This window comes from Sphingobacterium spiritivorum (genome assembly GCF_016724845.1).
Taxonomy (GTDB): Bacteria; Bacteroidota; Bacteroidia; order Sphingobacteriales; family Sphingobacteriaceae; genus Sphingobacterium; species Sphingobacterium spiritivorum_A.
The window spans coordinates 2827436-2845729 of record NZ_CP068082.1 but is presented as its reverse complement, the minus strand read 5'-3'; the positions used below and the strand labels follow the sequence as shown (position 1 = coordinate 2845729).

The window sequence follows — 18294 nt, the reverse complement described above, 5'->3', positions numbered from 1 at the left end:
AAAAATATTTTTTTTCATTACCACTTTTTTAAGGTTATATGTCTTTATAGCATATAACCAGTTTTACCTTTTATTATAGACCAATGACAGACGAGCAGATACATGACTTATTCCGTAAGTATTACGATAAAACAGCGTCAGAAAAAGAGCGTCAGCAACTATTTCACTGGTTTGCAAATCAAGGCAATAGAAAGAAGGCTGAAGAACTGCTGTTGTTACATTACTACGATGAATTTGAAGCTCCGGATAACAGTCTGCCACAAATCGACCCTCATGCAGTAATACAATCCATACTTGCCACAAAACCTGTTTCTGTATCCACATCTAAAGAAATAAGATGGATCAAACCGCTGTCCATCGCTGCGAGTATACTGATTGTTTTAGGTATCTATTTTTTCTCCCAGAATCATACATCACAACCTCTTATCACTGATGCGACTACTTACGATATTCCCGCAGGAGGCAACAAGGCTATACTTACCTTATCAGACGGGAACAAAGTGATATTGGATTCTTTATCTGAGGGCGCTGCTATAGAAGAAGGAAATATACGGATAACGAAATCCAATGATGGACAGATAACATACAGTGTCCGCTCTGCCTCAACTTCCAGGCTTTCATTTAATACAATCGAAACACCTGTAGGAGGATTTTATCAGATATTACTGCCTGATGGAACCCGTGTATGGCTGAATGCACTTTCTTCTCTGAAATTTCCGACTTCATTCACCTCCGGCAGCAGGAAAGTACAACTAAAGGGTGAAGCTTATTTTGAAGTTGCAAAAGATAAATCCAAACCATTTATTGTAGATGTCAATGATATGCAAGTCACTGTATTGGGGACGCATTTCAATATCAACTCCTATACTCCTCAGTCCGCAATCTATACAACAGTATTAGAAGGTGCGGTGGCTGTAAGCAAGTCGAATCTTAAAAAAACTGTTTTACCGGGGCAACAATTGCAATATAGCGGAGATAATATGATGCAACTTGAAAACAATGTCGATCTGGATCAGATCATGGCATGGAAAGACGGGTACTTCACTAAAAAATCAATTTCATTAAATGCGCTGATGGCTGAAGTAGCCAGATGGTACGGTGTCGACATTGTTTATTCCGAGCCGATAAAGGCTGAATTTGTAATGAAATTACCAAAAGACATCAGCTTAAAAGAACTTATTACAGTAATTGAACTAACCGAAGAAGTAAAATTTGATTTAAACCTTAAAACATTAAAAGTTATGAAGACAAAAAAATAAACACACACATAGCTATAAAAAAACCGGTTTGTCCGCCAACAAACCGGCAAAGTGAATAGCTTTTCCATCGAGCGTAAACAAGATTTTAAACCTAATCCATCTAATTTATGATTTTTTTCAATATTGAAAAAAGTAATATTTATTTATTTCAAAATAGTATTAAAACAAAGGCCTTCCTCATTATGAAGTTATCCTTATTGTTGTTATTGTCATTTGTGACATTGAGTTTTAGTCGGGGCTATTCGCAAAACATCTCTTTAAACCTAAAGAATGCCAGACTTGAGGATGCTTTTGAACATATAGAAAAGCAATCGGAATACACGTTTGTATATGAGAAAAATGTACTCAGAGACACCAAAAAACTAAATATTTCTTTGAACGGAAAGCCTGTGAAAGAAGCTCTACAGGCATTGCTTAAAAACCAGCCTCTGGATTACAAGATTCATCAGAAATACATTATCATCAGCCAGAAGAAAGACAAGACTCCCGAAGCTGAAACAATAAAAACAAGTGTAACGATCCAGACCAGACTATCGGGTACCATTGTGGATTCGCTGGGACAGGCTATTTCAGGTGTATCTATTCTGAACAATGCAAATCAGAAACGTACCTCTACAGATCAAAGCGGAGCATTTAATCTGGATGGCAAGCCCGGAGATGTATTGACGATTACTTACATCGGTTATCATACCCAGCGTCATGAAGTGAAATCATCTTCTGCCATACGAATAGTACTTATGCCTCAGGAGCAGGAGATTGAAACGGTTGTTATTACAGCCTTAGGTATTAAGCGTTCAGAAAAGACATTGAGTTATCAGGTTCAGAAAGTAGGAAACGAAGATCTGACCACTGTAAAAAATTCAAACTTTGTCAATTCGCTGGTCGGTAAAGTCGCCGGTGCACAGATTAACAGCAGCTCTGCAGGTCCCGGAGGAGCAGTAAAAGTAGTCATGAGGGGTAACAAATCTATTTCACTTAACAATAATGTGCTGTATGTAATAGACGGAGTTCCCATGAATAATTTTATCTCCGGTGGCGGGGACGGTCAAATGACAGCCCAACCCGGAACAGAGAGTATTGCGGATATAAATCCGGATGATATCGAAAACATTTCAGTCATGACTGGTCCTTCTGCAGCAGCGTTATATGGCTTTGAGGGTGCGAACGGAGTGATCCTGATCACCACCAAAAAAGGGTCGGCAGACAGAACCACGCTTTCGCTGAGTCACAGTACCACTTTCTCAGATCCCTTATTATTGCCCAAATTCCAGAATACATATGGCAACGTGGCCGGATCCGTTATGAGCTGGGGAGAAGAAACCGATATGCGCTATGACCCTTCAAATTTTTTCAATACCGGATCAAATGTCAACAATGTAGTCGCACTATCTACCGGTAATGCAAAAAGCCAGAATTACTTTTCAGCAGGTGCAAATAATGCACATGGTATCATGCCGAATAACAGATATAACAGATACAATTTTCTTTACCGGAACACCACTACATTTCTGGACAATAAGTTGGTATTGGATGCAAGTGTCAACTACATCATCCAAAACAACAGAAATATGGTAGCACAGGGACAATATTTTAACCCTTTACCTGCACTGTATCTGTTTCCAAGGAACGAAGATTTTTCAAATATTCAGTTGTTTGAACGTTTTGACCCTGTAACAGAGGTAAACAAACAATACTGGATCTACGGTGACCAGGGATTATCTATCCAGAATCCCTATTGGACGATGTACCGCATGAACAGAAATGCCGATCGCAGAAGATACATGCTGACCTCTTCCCTGAAGTACAACTTCTCTAACGATCTGAATATCACAGGACGGGTCAATGTAGACAATATGAACCTGCAGAGTACAGATAACCGATATGCCAGCACTTTGGGAGCACTTGCGGGTCCTAAAGGCAGGCATAACCTCACAACACGTGAAGAGAGACAGGTATATGCGGATCTGATTGCTACTTATACAAAGAATTTTGATCCCTTTAATATTAATATCAACGCAGGAGCATCTATTAAAGACAAACGGATGAATGCCTATACTATTGAAGGCGATCTGCAGCAGATCATAAATTATTTCAGTATAGAGAATATGAACAGAGCTGTAGGTACGTTTAAGGTCGATCAGGACGGACTCAAGAGACAGACACAATCCGTTTTTGCGAATGCCGAGATCGGGTACAAAAACTACCTCTTCCTGACACTGATCGGAAGAAACGATTGGGATTCGGCCTTAGCCTGGTCACAATCTCCGGAACGCTCGTTCTTCTATCCATCTATAGGACTTTCTACAGTTGTGAGTGAGGCATTTACACTTCCAACCTGGTTTTCTTATCTTAAAGCCCGAGGTACCTACACCAAAGTTGGTAATTCATACGGCCCATATCTGACCACAGAGCAATATATCTATGATGGCCAGACGAATACGTACGCCTTAGGTAAGATCCGTCCTAATTTTTTCTTAAAGCCCGAACTGACCACCTCTTATGAATTCGGTCTGGACATGAAATTTCTGAAAAACAGCTTATCCCTCAACGCTACATATTACAGTTCCGATACGAAAAATCAGACACACACAATTCTCGAAAGTGGTACGGAATATACAGGCAGAATCATCCAAACAGGAAATGTCCGGAATAATGGTATTGAATTGTTACTTGGTTACCAGAATACCTGGAACAAATTCGCATGGAGCAGTAATCTGACCTTTTCTTTCAATAAAAACAAGATTGTAAGTCTTTATGGAGCTGATGTATTAAGAGATAATCCCACACTGCAGAACTATGTAGATAAAGCAACATTAGGAAGTATCGGTTCGCCGGTAGTACGCCTCAGAGAGGGCGGATCTATGGGTGATATCTATTCTACATCCGATTTTAAACGGGATAACAACGGTTATATTTACTTAAATCCTTCAACCCTGTTACCGTCAATGGAAACGCTGAATACGAACGATTACAGAAAATTAGGATCCCTGTTACCGAAGTCACAAATGGGCTGGAGAAACTCCTTTACGTATAAGGATTTACGACTGAATGTTGTACTAAGTGGTCGCTTTGGCGGATTAGTAGTTTCCAATACACAAGCTATTCTGGACAGATACGGTGTATCTGAATATAGTGCCAACTTACGCCGTCAGGGGAATATTAATATTCTCGGACATGAAATCTCAGCACAGGATTATATGAATGTGGTAGCTGAAGGAACAGGCAAGTCTGATTTGTATGTTTATAAAGCTGACAATGTGAGACTACAGGAATTGAGCATAGAATATACAATCAACAAAAGGCTATTGGGAAACATAGCAAATGCGACCATCGGAATTGTAGGGAATAACCTGGCATTGCTCTATAACAAAGCTCCGTTTGATCCGGAATCAGTACCATCAGCATCGAGCACCTATTATACCGGAGTTGATTTTTTTATGCAACCCAGCCTCAGAAATATAGGCTTTAACCTTAAGCTACAATTCTAATTCGAAAAATTATGAAAAAACTAACATTTCAATATATATACAGTGTAGGTATAGTAGCGAGTATGATCTTTGCGATCTCCTGTACCAAAAATTTTGAGAGTCTCAATACGCATCCTACAAATCCTACGGAACAGGATCTGACCAACTCGGAAAAACTGGGTACGTTATTTCCGTCCCTTATTGCCACCATGCACTATGCACAGGAGAATAAGAGTCAGCATATAGAACAGATGGTAGGAGGGCAGTACGGAGGATACTTTGCGACCACAAATAACTGGCAGGGAACAAACTTTGGCACCTTTAATCCAGCATTGGATTGGGTGGAAGTTCCTTTCAAAGATATTATGGTCGACTTCAATTCCAACTTTATCAAGATCAAAAGAGTAACGGAAAGTAAGGGCTATATCTATGCCTGGGCAAGTATTATCCGGGTGGCAGCTATGTTGCGTGTAACTGATATGTATGGCCCCATCCCTTATTCCAAAATCGGAGAATCAAACGATGACAATGTGGCTTTCGATGATGTAAAAACTATTTATCATCTGATGTTTGATGAATTAAACAGCAGCATCAACACGTTAAACAATTTTATTCAGGAGAGTAATAATTCAAAAAGCCATCCTATGGCTACCTATGATATTGTTTACAACGGAGATTTCTCAAAATGGATCAGATTTGCCAATTCCTTAAAAATGCGTATGGCCATGCGAATCTCTTCAGTGGATACAGATTATGCAAAAGGCATGTTTCTGCAGGCTATGCAGGCCGGAGCCATAGAGACAAATGCAGATAATGCCTGGATTCCGACAGACGACAATCCTTATTACAAAGCATCCGTGAATTGGGGTGATTTAGCGATTAGTGCAACCTTATCTTCCTATATGAATGGTTTTGGAGATCCCAGAAGACCAAAATATATGACTCTTGCTTCATTCAGATCAGAATACAGGGGCGTTAGAACGGGTATCCAGAATATCAATAAGACGATATATAGTAATGTCACTTATTTTTCAAAACCTGCATTTTCCCCCAACACTCCGTTACTGGTTTTTTGTGCTGCCGAAATTTCCTTTTTAAAAGCTGAAGCTGCTCTCAAAGGATGGATTTCAGGCGGAGATGCACTGGCAAAAAACTTCTATGAAACTGGCATACAAACCTCTATGAGCCAGCACGCTGTTGCAACAGGAGCTTATCTGACTGGAAAAAAGGTTCCTCAGGCATATACAAATCCTTTTATTATTGGACAAACAGTAACGGTAGCTAATCCTATCACCGTAAACTGGGATGATGTTGCGGGCACACAGAATTCCAAACTGGAAAAAATTATTACGCAAAAGTGGCTTGCGAACTTTCCATATGGTATGGAAGCATGGGCTGATTACAGACGTACCGGATTTCCACAGCTTTTTCCTGCACAAAATAATCTGAGCTCCAGCAACTTTATAGGTAGTGTTATCAATTCATCCGGCCGTCTGGTAAGGCGCCTGCCCTATCCACAAGCACAGTACAGAAGCAACGGGGCAAATGTGACACAGGCAATATCCCTGTTAGGTGGCGATGATGTGGCCTCTACAGATTTGTGGTGGGCAAAGAAAAACTAAACTTTATTCTTTATGAACAACATTATGAAAAATATACATATTATACTGATAACTGCATTATATGTCCTGACCTTCCAATCCTGTAAAGAATGGACGGAAGTCGGGTCGATAAATAATAATTCAACAGATCTGAATGCAACAACCAAAACCGACGCATATTATGCCGCCCTACGAGAATGGAAGAAAACTCCCGGATTGCCGCAGACCTTTGTCTGGTTTGACAACTGGACAGGTGTAGCACCCACCGGTGAAAATAGCCTGAGAGGATTACCAGACTCCATTACAATCGCATCCAACTGGGGAGGGCATCCCAAGTTTGACCTGAGCGCGGAGCGAAAAGCAGACATGGAATATGTACAAAAAGTGAAAGGTACAAAAGTAGTTGTCACGCTGTTTTCATCTAAAGTAGGTGACGATATGCCTCCTGATCCAATTTACAATATAGGCAACAGTTCGGATCTAGCTGTTATACGGCCTGCAATACGAAAATATGCAGAAGCAATATATGATGGTGTTATCAAAGCAGGCTATGACGGATTTGACTGGGATTATGAGCCTACAGTCTGTGGTTGTACCGGTGAGTACCTTTGGCAAAACCGGGTACAGCGCAAAATCTTTGTAGAAGAATTAGGGTATTGGTTTGGACCGGGCTCTCAACGTACTGAACGTGATGGTAGAAAACCGGCCAAACCCGGACTTTTACTTATTATAGATGGTGAAATCGGAACAGCGGGACGAATAGATAAAGACTGGGAATCCCAATATTTTGATTATTTCGTTCTGCAGGCATACGGAGCTTCTCCAGCCTCTCAGATTACAAGAGTGAGAGGTGTTATCGAGGATATGAGCGTGCATATAGCTGCGGGAAGAATCACAGCAGATGAAGTAGTAAGAAGAACTATCCTAACCGAAAACTTCGAATCGTATGCCAATACAGGTGGAAACTTTTTATCAATGTCTCAATTTATCTATAAACAGAATGGTATGGATCAGCAGATCGGTGGTGCAGGACTATACCGTTCCGGATTTGATTATATACCTAGAAATCAAAATGGCGATTACGATGGTTCTCCTGAATATTTCTTCCTGAGAAAAGGCATTACCAATCTGTACCGGATATTCAATGAGCGAAAAGCCAAAAAATAAATGTAACATAAACACATGAAAATGAAAACCTTGAAATATATCATATTAAGTCTGAGCTGCCTGATTCTTTCCTGTAAAAATGCTGAATATCAGATTATAGATAACAGTATCTATATCAGCAGTGCCGCAAATAGTTCTGAAAAAGCGGAGACTATTACCATGAATAATGGAGCGGATATTAACATACTTGTGCGTCTTGCTAAAAAAGTTGCTGAAGATGTAGAAGTAGAAATAAAGCTTACCCCTTCTATGTTAGATAATTATAACAAAGAGACCAGCTCTGAATATTTGCCTGTACCCAACTTTTCCTTACCGGCAAATGCAAAGGTGATAATTCCTGCCGGAGAAATAAGTGCCATTTATACGATACGGGTAGAAGACTTTGAAACAAATGGGAACAGGTATGCATTGGGAGTGGAATTAGGGAACGTATTGAAAGGCAATATTGCGAATTCCAATTCACAATCCCGCTTTATATACCTGCTGGCAAAGCCATTGCGGGTATCTGTACCTGAAATGTCCGGAGTTAATAATAGTCGTGTAGCAGCTCTTCCGACAGATAAGTGGGGGATCCGTACCAAGCAATGGAGTCTTGAATTCTGGACTAAAATGTCTGCCTACAGCATTAATAATCAGGCTATATTTGACTCTGATGACATCTATATCCGATTTGGAGATGCTAACAGTCCTTATAATTACCTGCAGATCAAGACACTAGGCGGACAGGTTCAGACCGCATCTAATCTGGAAACTAATAAATGGTACCACTGGGCACTTGTATACGATGGTAACACATTAACCATCTATCGTAACGGAGAATCGGATGTCAAGTTTCAGCCACCAGCACCTGAAGGCGGAACAGTTAAGTTTGATTATCTTCATATGATTGCCAGTGGCTTCTACTTTATGGACAATTGCCAGATGGCTCAGGTCCGGTTATGGAAAAAAGCGATTACGCAGAATCAGATCAAAAATAACATGTATTTTGCGATCAATGCCAAAAATCCGGACTTAATCGGTTATTGGCCTATGGATGAAGGATCGGGTAATACTTTTAAAGACATCACCGGTAACGGACATGATGCTGTAGCCGGAGACGGAATAGTAAACAGCTGGATACCGAATGTAGATTTTAAGAATTAACAGATGCTGATTAACACTGCTTTGAATTCATGGGTAGTATATAGTATCAAATTGTGGAGAATCTACGTGTAGATTCTCCACAATTTGATACTCCGGGCGTTTTTAATAAAGCACCCTTATATCTTCCAGAGATAAGTGCAGTGCAAAAAAAATCTCTGTCAGTTCGACTGACAGAGATTTATATTATACGTTTAAAAGTGATTAAACCGGTATTAATTCCGACTTAAACCGTTGTTTCCTCTTCTACAGGAGCAAACTGATCGAACAGATCATTGAAAGCTTCATAGTCTTCGTCTCCGTGCGGTTCGAAGATCTGAATATCTCTGCTCTTTGCAAAATCAATAATCTCTTGCGAAACACCCTGATCAGCGATAACAGCTACATCTGTAAAAGCCAACGCACCTTTGTATACATCAACATAACTTCCGCTACCGTAATTTGCAGCATCTTCTGCTGTCATACTTCCTTCAGGAGCTATTTCAGCATATTTTGCATGCAATGAAGAACTTCCAAAGTCATCTTCGTTGTATAAAGAATACATGACTTTAGCACCTTTAAATGCCGGATCATCTTTGTAAGTTGTTTTCAGGTACGCCGGTACCAGTGCAGAGAACCATCCATGGCAATGTACCACATCAGGAGACCATCCTAATTTTTTGACCGTTTCCAAAACCCCCTTACAGAAGAAGACAGAGCGTTCATTATTATCATCGAAAAATTCTCCGCTTTCATTTTTGAAAACCTTTTTACGCTGAAAATAATCTTCGTTGTCCAAAAAGTACACCTGCATTCGTGCTGCAGGTAAGGATGCCACCTTGATAATCAATGGATTGTCGTTATTATCCACCACAATATTCATTCCTGACAATCGAATCACTTCATGAAGACGATTTCTACGCTCATTGATATTACCAAAGCGAGGCATCAGGATTCTGATTTCAAAACCCTTTTCTTGCATTGCTTGAGGTAGTTGGCGTGTAATTTCAGAAATTTTACTTAATTCGAGGAAAGGCGACATCTCGTGGGTTACAAACAATATCTTCGTTTTAGCCATCTCCAGTTATTTAGTTATTTAATAGAACAGTAAAATCGGTCCACAAAGATACAGATAATTTATGACTTTCGCAATTCACTACAGATCATCGCTTTAGAATCACAAAATAATTCCCCATTTTTGCCCCTCAGAAAAGTTTTAAAAAGTGAAGATATTTAAAACCAAAAAAGAGCTGCAGAACTATCTGTCTGCCGCTCGTGAGGCTAAACAGAAAGTAGCACTTATACCAACAATGGGGGCATTGCATGAAGGACATATTTCCCTGATCGAATACGCCAAACCCATTGCCGATATACGGGTATGCAGCATCTTTGTCAATCCGACTCAGTTTAACGATCCGAAAGATCTGGAGAAATACCCCCGCCCTATTGAGCATGATATCCGGATGCTGGAATCTGCAAATTGCGACATCTTATTTATGCCTTCTACAGCAGAAATGTACAGTACAAATGAAGAATGGCATATTGATCTGGGCGACCTGGACAGCATATGGGAAGGAGAACACCGTCCCGGACACTTTCAGGGTGTGACACAGATTGTGTATAAGCTTTTTACATTAGTACAGCCTGACATTGCCTGCTTTGGTCAAAAGGATTTTCAGCAAGTGATGGTCATCAATAAAATGATAAAGGATAAGCATCTTCCTATACAGCTCGCTATCTGTCCTATTATCAGAGATAAAGATGGTCTGGCGCTGAGCTCCAGAAATGCACGCCTCTCCCAAGCAGGTAAGAAAACAGCTCTGGCACTCTCAAAAGCGTTGCGCTATGTGCGTGATCAATTCACGCAGACTTCTCCTGATCGGTTAAAGGAAGAAGCTATTGCCATTCTTGAACAGACAGCAGGTGTAAAAGTGGAATATTTTGCTATATGTGAGACAACGACTCTGCATGAAGCACATACGATAGAAGCAGATAAAAAATACGTAGCTCTGGTAACGGCATGGGTAGAAGGAGTGAGACTTATTGATAATATGATTTTGAATTAATTGTCATAAAAATAACCCCGTAGCTGTTTTTTTTATTTAAAAATCTAACTTTGCATTATGATAATTGAGGTAATGAAATCCAAAATTCATCGCGTTCGTGTGACTCAGGCCGAATTAAACTATGTCGGTAGTATCACGATCGATGAAGACTTAATGGATGCGGCAAATATTATTGCCAACGAAAAAGTACAGATCGTTAACAACAATAACGGAGCAAGACTTGAAACATACGTCATTCCTGGTCAAAGAGGTTCCGGAACAATTTGTCTTAATGGAGCAGCAGCGCGATTGGTGCAGGTAGGAGATATCGTCATTATCATCTCATATGCTCAAATGGAAATGGAAGAAGCCAGAAAACATATCCCGACCCTGGTGTTCCCGGACGATAACAATAAATTGATAAAATAATAATGTAACCCTCTCTGTTACATTAAAAACTTTTTTATATTTTTGCAACGTTATTGCATTTGCAGTAACGTTTTTTTTGTTATAACTTTATCAACGTGCATTTTACCTGTTCATATCGTCGCATAATCGCCTCCTTACTTGCTGTATGGATGTGCATGATTATCATCAGCGGTGTGATTTTTATGCACAAAGAAGTCACCTCTACTGGTGAGATTGTGACACACATCCACCCTTACGACTTCACGAAAAATAAATCCAAACAAAAACACCACGAATCTGACGATGAAATCCAATTCTTAAATGTAGTCTATCAAGGTACATTTATCGATTCGGATATGATCGTATTTACCTCTGCGATTCTGTGCAGCCTGACGATCAGCGAGTATACCCCCCTCATCGTAAATGAAGTTTCTATCGTCACAGACCACAATTTCCTGCGGGGACCTCCATATCTGGCGTAATCCTTTACTTCTTATTCTAATTTATTTTTTCCCGCAATAAAATGCCGGGAAAAGCTTTAGTGCAGGTGTTTCCTTATTGCAAACATTCTACACTAACGCTATTACGCCATTTAACATTATTGATCTATATGTATTTACGTTACATTACTGCTTGTATATTATTATTAGTCTCTATTGATACCTATGCCCAAAAGGCACTGAAAGGAGTTATTCAGGATGCACAGGGTGCACCTGTATCCCATGCGACCATTCAGGTAGACAAATCCAAACAAGCTACCGCATCTGACGACAACGGACAGTTTACACTACTGAATCCTCCAACTCAGGCTTTCACTCTTCAGATCCGGGCAGTGGGATATCAACCTCTCAAAAAGAACATTCTCCCTTCGTCCACCGATTCTGTGCTCATCCTGACCTTGCAGGAAGATCATCTGAACCTGAATGAAGTGGTGGTGAGTGCTTCCCGTTATGGAATGAACAGAAAGGAAGCGCCGGTGATTGTCAGTGTACTGAGCCCGAAACTCTTTAATGCTACACAGTCCGTGGCGATGTCTGAGACCCTGAACTATCAACCGGGGGTACGCGTGGAAAACAATTGTCAGAATTGTGGCTTTTCGCAGGTCAGACTCAATGGTATGGAAGGTGCTTATTCGCAGATTCTGATCAACAGCCGCGCGGTATTCAGTGCATTAAACAGTGTTTACGGGCTGGATCAGATTCCTACCAGTATGATAGACCGCATTGAAGTAGTGAGAAGTGGCGGATCTGCATTATTCGGATCCAACGCGATTGCCGGAACGATCAATATCATCACTAAAGATCCTGTTGAAAATGACTGGCAGATTAAAAGTACAAACTCGCTTATTGATGGCAAAAAATGGGACAACACGGTTGATTTCAACACCTCTTTTGTAGATAATGAGCTGATGTCGGGGGTAACTTTTTACGGAATGAACCGCAACAGACAGGCTTTTGATGCCAATGGAGATGGTTTTTCGGAAATGACCAAACTTAGAAACACGACATTTGGTGCCAAGGCTTTTCTGAAACCCTCTGAATTCAATAAAATAACACTGGATTTCAGCACCCTACACGAATTCAGACGAGGGGGAGATCAGCTTGACATTGCCCCGCACTTTACGGATATTACAGAACAGCTGCAGACAAATTCTTTTATTGGAGGTCTCACTTATGACCACTATTCAAAAGATTTTAAGCGTAAATGGTCTGCCTATTTTTCAGCCCAGAAAAGCAACCGGGATAGTTTCTATGGCGGACTTGGAGGCAACAGAACAGCTGCAGACAGCCTTGTTGCTGCCAATGCTTACGGAAAGACAACAGATCTTTCAATGGTCGGTGGTACGCAATATGTACATAATTTTGAACGGGATGTGTTCACTGTGGGTGCCGAGTATCAAAGCAATGAGACCAAGGATGATATCCCCGGCTACAATAGGCGTATTGATCAGAAAACACAGAATATAGGCTCTTATGTTCAATACGAGTGGAAGCCTGTTGACCGTTTCAAAACATTGGCCGGTGTCCGGTACGATTACAGTATTGTAGACGGAACGTATCAGCTGAAAAATATTGACCGGAAATCCGATGTAAGTTTTGGAACATTCAGCCCCAGACTTACTCTATTGTATGATCTGATGGACAATCTTCAATTCAGAGGAGGTTATGCACGTGGATTCCGTGCTCCTCAGGCCTTTAATGAAGATATGCACGTAACCTCTATAGGCGGACAACAGGTATTTGTATTGCTTTCGGAAAATCTCAAAAATGAATACTCCAATGCTTATACCGCTTCCCTGAATTATTCCCCAAGTCTGGGTAATGTTCAGGCCAATGTATTGGTAGAGGGTTTCTATACAGATTTACAAAATCCTTTTACCAATGTACTTTCCAGCGAAACAGATGGTGTACTGATCGAAGAGATGATCAATGGTGAAGGAGCAAAAGTATACGGCAGTAATATTGAAATTAACGTGGCTCCTTCTCCGTTTCTGACCATCCAGACAGGTGGTACCATTCAACGATCACGCTACAAGAAATCCCAGCTTTTATTTCAGAATGACCAGTCTGAAATCTACATCACCGATTTTGTACGGGCTCCAAGGGTATACGGATACCTCAATACCAATATTAAAGCTTCAAAAGCATTTGCTGTAGATGTGACCGGAGTATATACCGGAAAAATGGATATTCCGCATCTGATAGACGGAGAATATATGATCATGACTAAAAGTCCGGATTTTATGGAAATCAATCTCCGACTTGGCTATACATTCAGCCTGAAAAAAGACCTGAATCTGGAATTGAGCGGTGGTGTACAGAATATATTTAATGCTTATCAAAAAGATTTTGACCGCGGAGCGCTACGGGATTCCGAATATATTTATGGTCCTTCAAGACCCCGTACATTTACGATAGGTGTCAAAATAGGTCATTTTCATTAAGCCCGGAAAATTTAAATTTCAAAATCATCCTTACGAAGGACATGAAAGCATTACTTCTAAATATTTTATTCCTTTCTTGTTTGGTCAGCGCGCAGGCGCAGACCGAACAAGAAATTAACTGGCTTACTTTTGAACAACTTTCCGATTCCTTGGATGCTCAACCCAAAGAAACTTTGTTATTTTTCTACACGGATTGGTGTTCCTACTGCCATAAAATGATGAAAGAAGGATTTCAGAATCCTGACATTGTCCGTTACATTAATACACATTACTATGCTGTCAGATTTGACGCAGAAAGCACCAACTCTGTAAATTTCGACGACCAAATGCTTAATAATACTTCCAAACATAAAGTCCCCGGACATTTCCATGAAGTGGCTTTACTCTTCACTCCTCCCGGTAAAAAACTCATTTTTCCTCAGCTAATTCTTTTAAAAAATGATTTTTCCATCAAAAAAAACACAAACAAATACCTCAGCAGCAAAGAGTTATTAAAATATGTTAAATAATTTTAACATTTAATGTAGCAATAATTCGGTATCTTACGTCTAATTAATCGATAAGGCTTCGACTGACTTATTATACTTAAAAAAATGACTGCGAAAAGTTTAGGAAAATTACTGATCATGGGACTGGCTACAATAAGCCTGTTTGCGTCCTGTATCAAAGATGATGATGTCTTTAATGACTACGAACAATATCAAAAAGAATCAGTTGATATCCAGAATTATATAAGAACCAATTTCCCTACAGCTAAGAAAGATACAACCGGCATCTGGTTTGAATTGATTGAAGAGGGTGAAGGAGAAAATTTCCAGTATAAGACGGAAACTGTCTCGGACCCGAATACAGGCCAATCCGTCGTACGGGCACTTGCACCTACTGTTACCGTGAAATTTACCGGCAAACTATTGAGCGGGTCTGTGGTACAAAACAACCAGACAGAAACGGGTATTGCCGTTTCTCTTGCACAACAGCCTGCATCATGGCAATTGGCGTTTCTACCTTATGAAATAAGCGGAGTGACTACACAGATCAGGGGATTGACCCGCAACGGACTGAAAACCGGAAGCATTATCCGGTTTGTAACCCCATCTTATTATGCCTATGGTAACATGACCGTGGGTCAGGTACCGGCAAACTCACCTCTTGATTACACTATAGAAGTTATAAAAATGGAATATAAAGACAGTAAATAAGCAAAACACACATTTAGTACAATATATACACAACACAACACACACAATGAAAAATGTATTTAGAATTATCGCTATTGGATTAGTGGGGACCTTTATTTTTGCATCTTGTAACAAGAGTGATGATACAGATTGGAACAAATTAATTGAAGAGCAGAGAATCAAAGATTCTATTGAAAATGCAAGAATTAAAGGAATAATTGCAAATCAGGCACCTCAGCTAAAATCATATGCTGAAACAAATTTCACAAATGCTAAATTAGATACAGCGACAGGAATCTGGTACCAAGTCATTACAGAAGGCGAAGCAAGTTCTTATACGTATAGATTTAACTCCATGGGGAATGGAATTGTTGCACCCGAAGTAACTGTTAAATTTAAAGAGAAATTAATCAATGGTACTGTAACAGATCAGACTGAAACGGACAAAACGACTACATATCTGTTATCTAACCGTCCATATGCGTGGCATACAGCCTTCTTACCAAAAACACTTTCCTACAACAATCAGGATGTAAAAATTGGTGGATTAACAGCTAATGGATTAAAGAAAAACTCTCAAATCCGCTTTATCTCCCCTTCACCTTGGGTTTATGATACTAAAGAAGTAAAAGATAAAGATGGTAACGTAAAGATTGCCGCAAACTCTCCGATTGTATATGAAATCGAAGTCGTAGATATCAAATAAGTTCCATCCATGAGAAGAATAGGGTACAGTATCCTGTTAATGGTGATTTCCATTATCGGATTTACGTCCTGTATGGATGACGGTGATTTCTTTGATCCTAAAAAACGTTTTGAAGAAGAAAAACCTATTATCAAAGCGTATGTGACTGAAAAGTTTCCGGAAGCTGTCTATGACAGTGTAACAGGCATCTGGTATAAGGTACTGGAAAGCGGAACCGCAGGAAGTTATACCTATAAAGTCAAGGACACCGCAAATTCAAAACTTATACAGGCAAATGTCAGGGTGAAATATTCAGCACGTCTTACAAACGGTGTAGAGATCGATAAATCGGTAGCTGATACAGGTACGAATATGCTCGTAGGAGCCAATCTGAATACAGGCGCCAAGTCCGTTATCAATGCCTGGTTGTATGCTTTTTTCCCTAAGAAAATAGGAGAATATAACCTGAATGGTCTTACTGTAAACGGATTGCAAAAGGGGGCTAAAATTCGTCTTGTAACACCATCCTTATGGGCTTACGGACATCAGACTGTCGGAAAAGTTCCTGAAGATGCTCCGCTTGATTTTACAATAGAAGTATTGGATATAAAAGATTAAGATCTTTATCCGCTTTGAAATAAACAAGGAAGCCACATTTTAATGTGGCTTCCTTGTTTACTTCTTCCCTTTGTACTTTGACTCATCCAGAATCAGCTGAGCATCTTTGATAGCAAACAGTTTTTTGAGGTCCGATTCGGGATGTTTGTCCATATATTTACGGACAATCTGCCATCCGATATAGCTACCGAGTTTTGGTGCAGATTCATTGTTTTCACCTAGCTCCGGAGTAAAAGGAGCTTCTGCAAAATACTTTTGGATACGCAGATAATCGGTATTATACAGCAGATTTTCCTGAATAAACCAGGCCCAGATTTCCTTTTCATAAGCCTCTGCCCATTTCATCTGTTGTGCGCTATACCCGATTTTGAGGCTGTCTGCGACATCAGGCATTACCTGGTCCATTGCATACAGGATTTTACCCTGATAGATCATATGCTGCAGTGTATTTACATCTCCCTCTTGCTGGGGATACAGTTCCTCCCGAATAAAACTCTCTGTCACGCGTGGAACAATATTTTCAGGGGTAAATCTTTTAGAAATATACAAAGGAATAGTCGATACCAGAGCCGGATAGAATTCGGAGTTACTTCCCAGAAACATATCCAATCCAATTCCGATATAATCTTCCCCGATGGGGGTCTGTACCTCAAATCCGGAATAGAAAGAGATAAAGCGAGGGATATGTAATTCGGGAAAGAAGTATTTCATTCTTTTAAAAGCCTCTGTCAATCCTTCTTCCTGTTTTTTCAGATCCGGAAATACCTTTGCAACGGAAGCGCTCAGTGCTTTAAAATCAGGTTGCCGGGAAATCGTTCGCAAATTACGCTGCACAGATAGAGAATCTGAAGGATTGCCTGCATGCAACATCAACTGAATATAATCTGCGTAAAACTGACCGTATTTTTTCTGCCATCCGGCATTTTGCTGCAGTACCCGGGTAGAATCCAGCTGACTAAAATCCTGATCAAATCGTTCAATTTTAATATTTATGTCAATTTTAGACGTATCAATATCATTACGCCCCCCTTCTTTACAGGAAAGAAAAGTAAGTATGAAAAAAAAGAGATAGATTTGTGTAGAATGAGGGAATTTCAGCATTATTCTCTAATTTTTAGTTTTTTTCAAAATAAAGCATAAATAATTACAAAACCGACTCCGTATTGAATATGACACTTACATTCCGTTACTTATTGATCAGTTTATTCGTTCTATGCAGCTCCGGAGCATTTGCTCAGGGGTATGGGGATAGAAATATCTCATTAGGTCTTACTGTAAATCCCAATATGGGTCTGTTCCGGTTTGATGAAGACAGCAATGTAGACGGAAAATCCAAAGCCGGATTTTCTTATGGACTTATTGCTGATATCGGCTTCGCCCGCAATTACTATTTCTCAACAGGATTACAGATCAATACCATCAAAGGCCGGTTGGAATACCCGCAGAATTCATCTTTTCCAAACAAGGATGTCCGTTTACAATATGCAGAAATTCCTCTGACCTTAAAGATGAAGACTTCTGATATAAACAGTCGTCGGTTTTACGGACAATTTGGTTTTACTACCGGTATAAAAGTATCCAGTAAAGAGTCTCTTGACGGAACGGATAAAACTACCGGAATAGATGGTTCCAGCTTATTGAGATTGGGGTTACTGATCGGAGGAGGTTTGGAATGGAGATTTGACAACAACCTTTCCATTATTACCGGGCTGTCTTATAACAATGGCTTTACTAAAGCTTTTAATGAGGGAAAACCCAAGGCTTCATATTTGGGATTAAACCTCGGCTTACTTTTTTAGATCT

Annotated in this window: 16 protein-coding genes; 14 read left to right on the top strand and 2 right to left on the bottom strand. The window is 40.0% G+C overall.

Annotation, left to right across the window (positions count from 1 at the left end; genetic code table 11):
* The first annotated feature begins 83 nt into the window (after positions 1 to 83).
* The 5 genes from I6J03_RS11840 (at position 84) to I6J03_RS11820 (ending at position 8637) form a co-directional block, all read left to right on the top strand.
* On the top strand, positions 84 to 1259 hold the full coding sequence (locus tag I6J03_RS11840) for a FecR family protein (RefSeq protein WP_003011336.1): 1176 nt from the start codon (positions 84 to 86) through the stop codon (positions 1257 to 1259).
* A 182-nt stretch (positions 1260 to 1441) separates the two neighbouring features.
* Positions 1442 to 4747 (top strand): SusC/RagA family TonB-linked outer membrane protein, encoded by a 3306-nt coding sequence (locus I6J03_RS11835; RefSeq protein ID WP_232279832.1) that lies wholly within the window; start codon positions 1442 to 1444, stop codon positions 4745 to 4747.
* 11 nt (positions 4748 to 4758) lie between these two features.
* Entirely contained in the window at positions 4759 to 6348 is a 1590-nt protein-coding gene (locus I6J03_RS11830) for a SusD/RagB family nutrient-binding outer membrane lipoprotein (protein ID WP_003011338.1), read from the top strand.
* 12 nt (positions 6349 to 6360) lie between these two features.
* The gene (locus I6J03_RS11825) at positions 6361 to 7494 is read left to right on the top strand and encodes a glycoside hydrolase family 18 (protein WP_003011339.1); all 1134 of its coding nucleotides are present in this window, start codon (positions 6361 to 6363) and stop codon (positions 7492 to 7494) included.
* 21 nt (positions 7495 to 7515) lie between these two features.
* Positions 7516 to 8637, top strand: coding sequence for a DUF1735 and LamG domain-containing protein (locus I6J03_RS11820; protein WP_232279834.1), 1122 nt, complete (start codon positions 7516 to 7518; stop codon positions 8635 to 8637).
* 223 nt (positions 8638 to 8860) lie between these two features.
* Here the strand turns inward: I6J03_RS11820 and I6J03_RS11815 are convergent, their stop codons facing one another.
* The gene (locus I6J03_RS11815) at positions 8861 to 9691 is read right to left on the bottom strand and encodes a glycogen/starch synthase (RefSeq protein WP_003011344.1); all 831 of its coding nucleotides are present in this window, start codon (positions 9689 to 9691) and stop codon (positions 8861 to 8863) included.
* Between the two features lie 145 nt (positions 9692 to 9836).
* Between I6J03_RS11815 and panC the strand changes: the two genes are divergently transcribed.
* The 8 genes from panC (at position 9837) to I6J03_RS11775 (ending at position 16491) form a co-directional block, all read left to right on the top strand.
* Complete coding sequence (panC, locus tag I6J03_RS11810; RefSeq protein ID WP_003011346.1) at positions 9837 to 10679, top strand: pantoate--beta-alanine ligase; 843 nt, start codon at positions 9837 to 9839, stop codon at positions 10677 to 10679.
* 57 nt (positions 10680 to 10736) lie between these two features.
* Positions 10737 to 11087 carry an aspartate 1-decarboxylase gene (gene panD / locus I6J03_RS11805; protein WP_003000684.1) on the top strand — a complete coding sequence of 117 codons (351 nt, stop codon included), beginning with the start codon at positions 10737 to 10739 and terminating at the stop codon, positions 11085 to 11087.
* Positions 11088 to 11242: 155 nt separating this feature from the next.
* Positions 11243 to 11548, top strand: coding sequence for a hypothetical protein (locus I6J03_RS11800; protein ID WP_003011348.1), 306 nt, complete (start codon positions 11243 to 11245; stop codon positions 11546 to 11548).
* A gap of 128 nt (positions 11549 to 11676) precedes the next feature.
* Entirely contained in the window at positions 11677 to 14010 is a 2334-nt protein-coding gene (locus I6J03_RS11795) for a TonB-dependent receptor (protein ID WP_003011350.1), read from the top strand.
* Positions 14011 to 14051: 41 nt separating this feature from the next.
* Entirely contained in the window at positions 14052 to 14519 is a 468-nt protein-coding gene (locus tag I6J03_RS11790; RefSeq protein WP_003011352.1) for a thioredoxin family protein, read from the top strand.
* 84 nt (positions 14520 to 14603) lie between these two features.
* Positions 14604 to 15209, top strand: a complete 606-nt coding sequence (locus I6J03_RS11785; RefSeq protein ID WP_003011354.1) for an FKBP-type peptidyl-prolyl cis-trans isomerase — start codon at positions 14604 to 14606, stop codon at positions 15207 to 15209.
* A gap of 46 nt (positions 15210 to 15255) precedes the next feature.
* A complete protein-coding gene (locus I6J03_RS11780; protein WP_003011357.1) occupies positions 15256 to 15894 on the top strand; it encodes an FKBP-type peptidyl-prolyl cis-trans isomerase in 639 nt (212 codons plus the stop codon).
* Positions 15895 to 15903: 9 nt separating this feature from the next.
* Complete coding sequence (locus I6J03_RS11775; protein ID WP_232279835.1) at positions 15904 to 16491, top strand: FKBP-type peptidyl-prolyl cis-trans isomerase; 588 nt, start codon at positions 15904 to 15906, stop codon at positions 16489 to 16491.
* A gap of 57 nt (positions 16492 to 16548) precedes the next feature.
* Here I6J03_RS11775 and gldB read toward each other — a convergent pair whose 3' ends face one another.
* Positions 16549 to 17592 (bottom strand): gliding motility lipoprotein GldB, encoded by a 1044-nt coding sequence (gene gldB / locus I6J03_RS11770; RefSeq protein WP_003011361.1) that lies wholly within the window; start codon positions 17590 to 17592, stop codon positions 16549 to 16551.
* A 68-nt stretch (positions 17593 to 17660) separates the two neighbouring features.
* Here gldB and I6J03_RS11765 point away from each other — a divergent pair, with 68 nt between their 5' ends.
* Positions 17661 to 18290 (top strand): porin family protein, encoded by a 630-nt coding sequence (locus tag I6J03_RS11765; RefSeq protein ID WP_003011362.1) that lies wholly within the window; start codon positions 17661 to 17663, stop codon positions 18288 to 18290.
* Positions 18291 to 18294 lie beyond the last annotated feature (4 nt).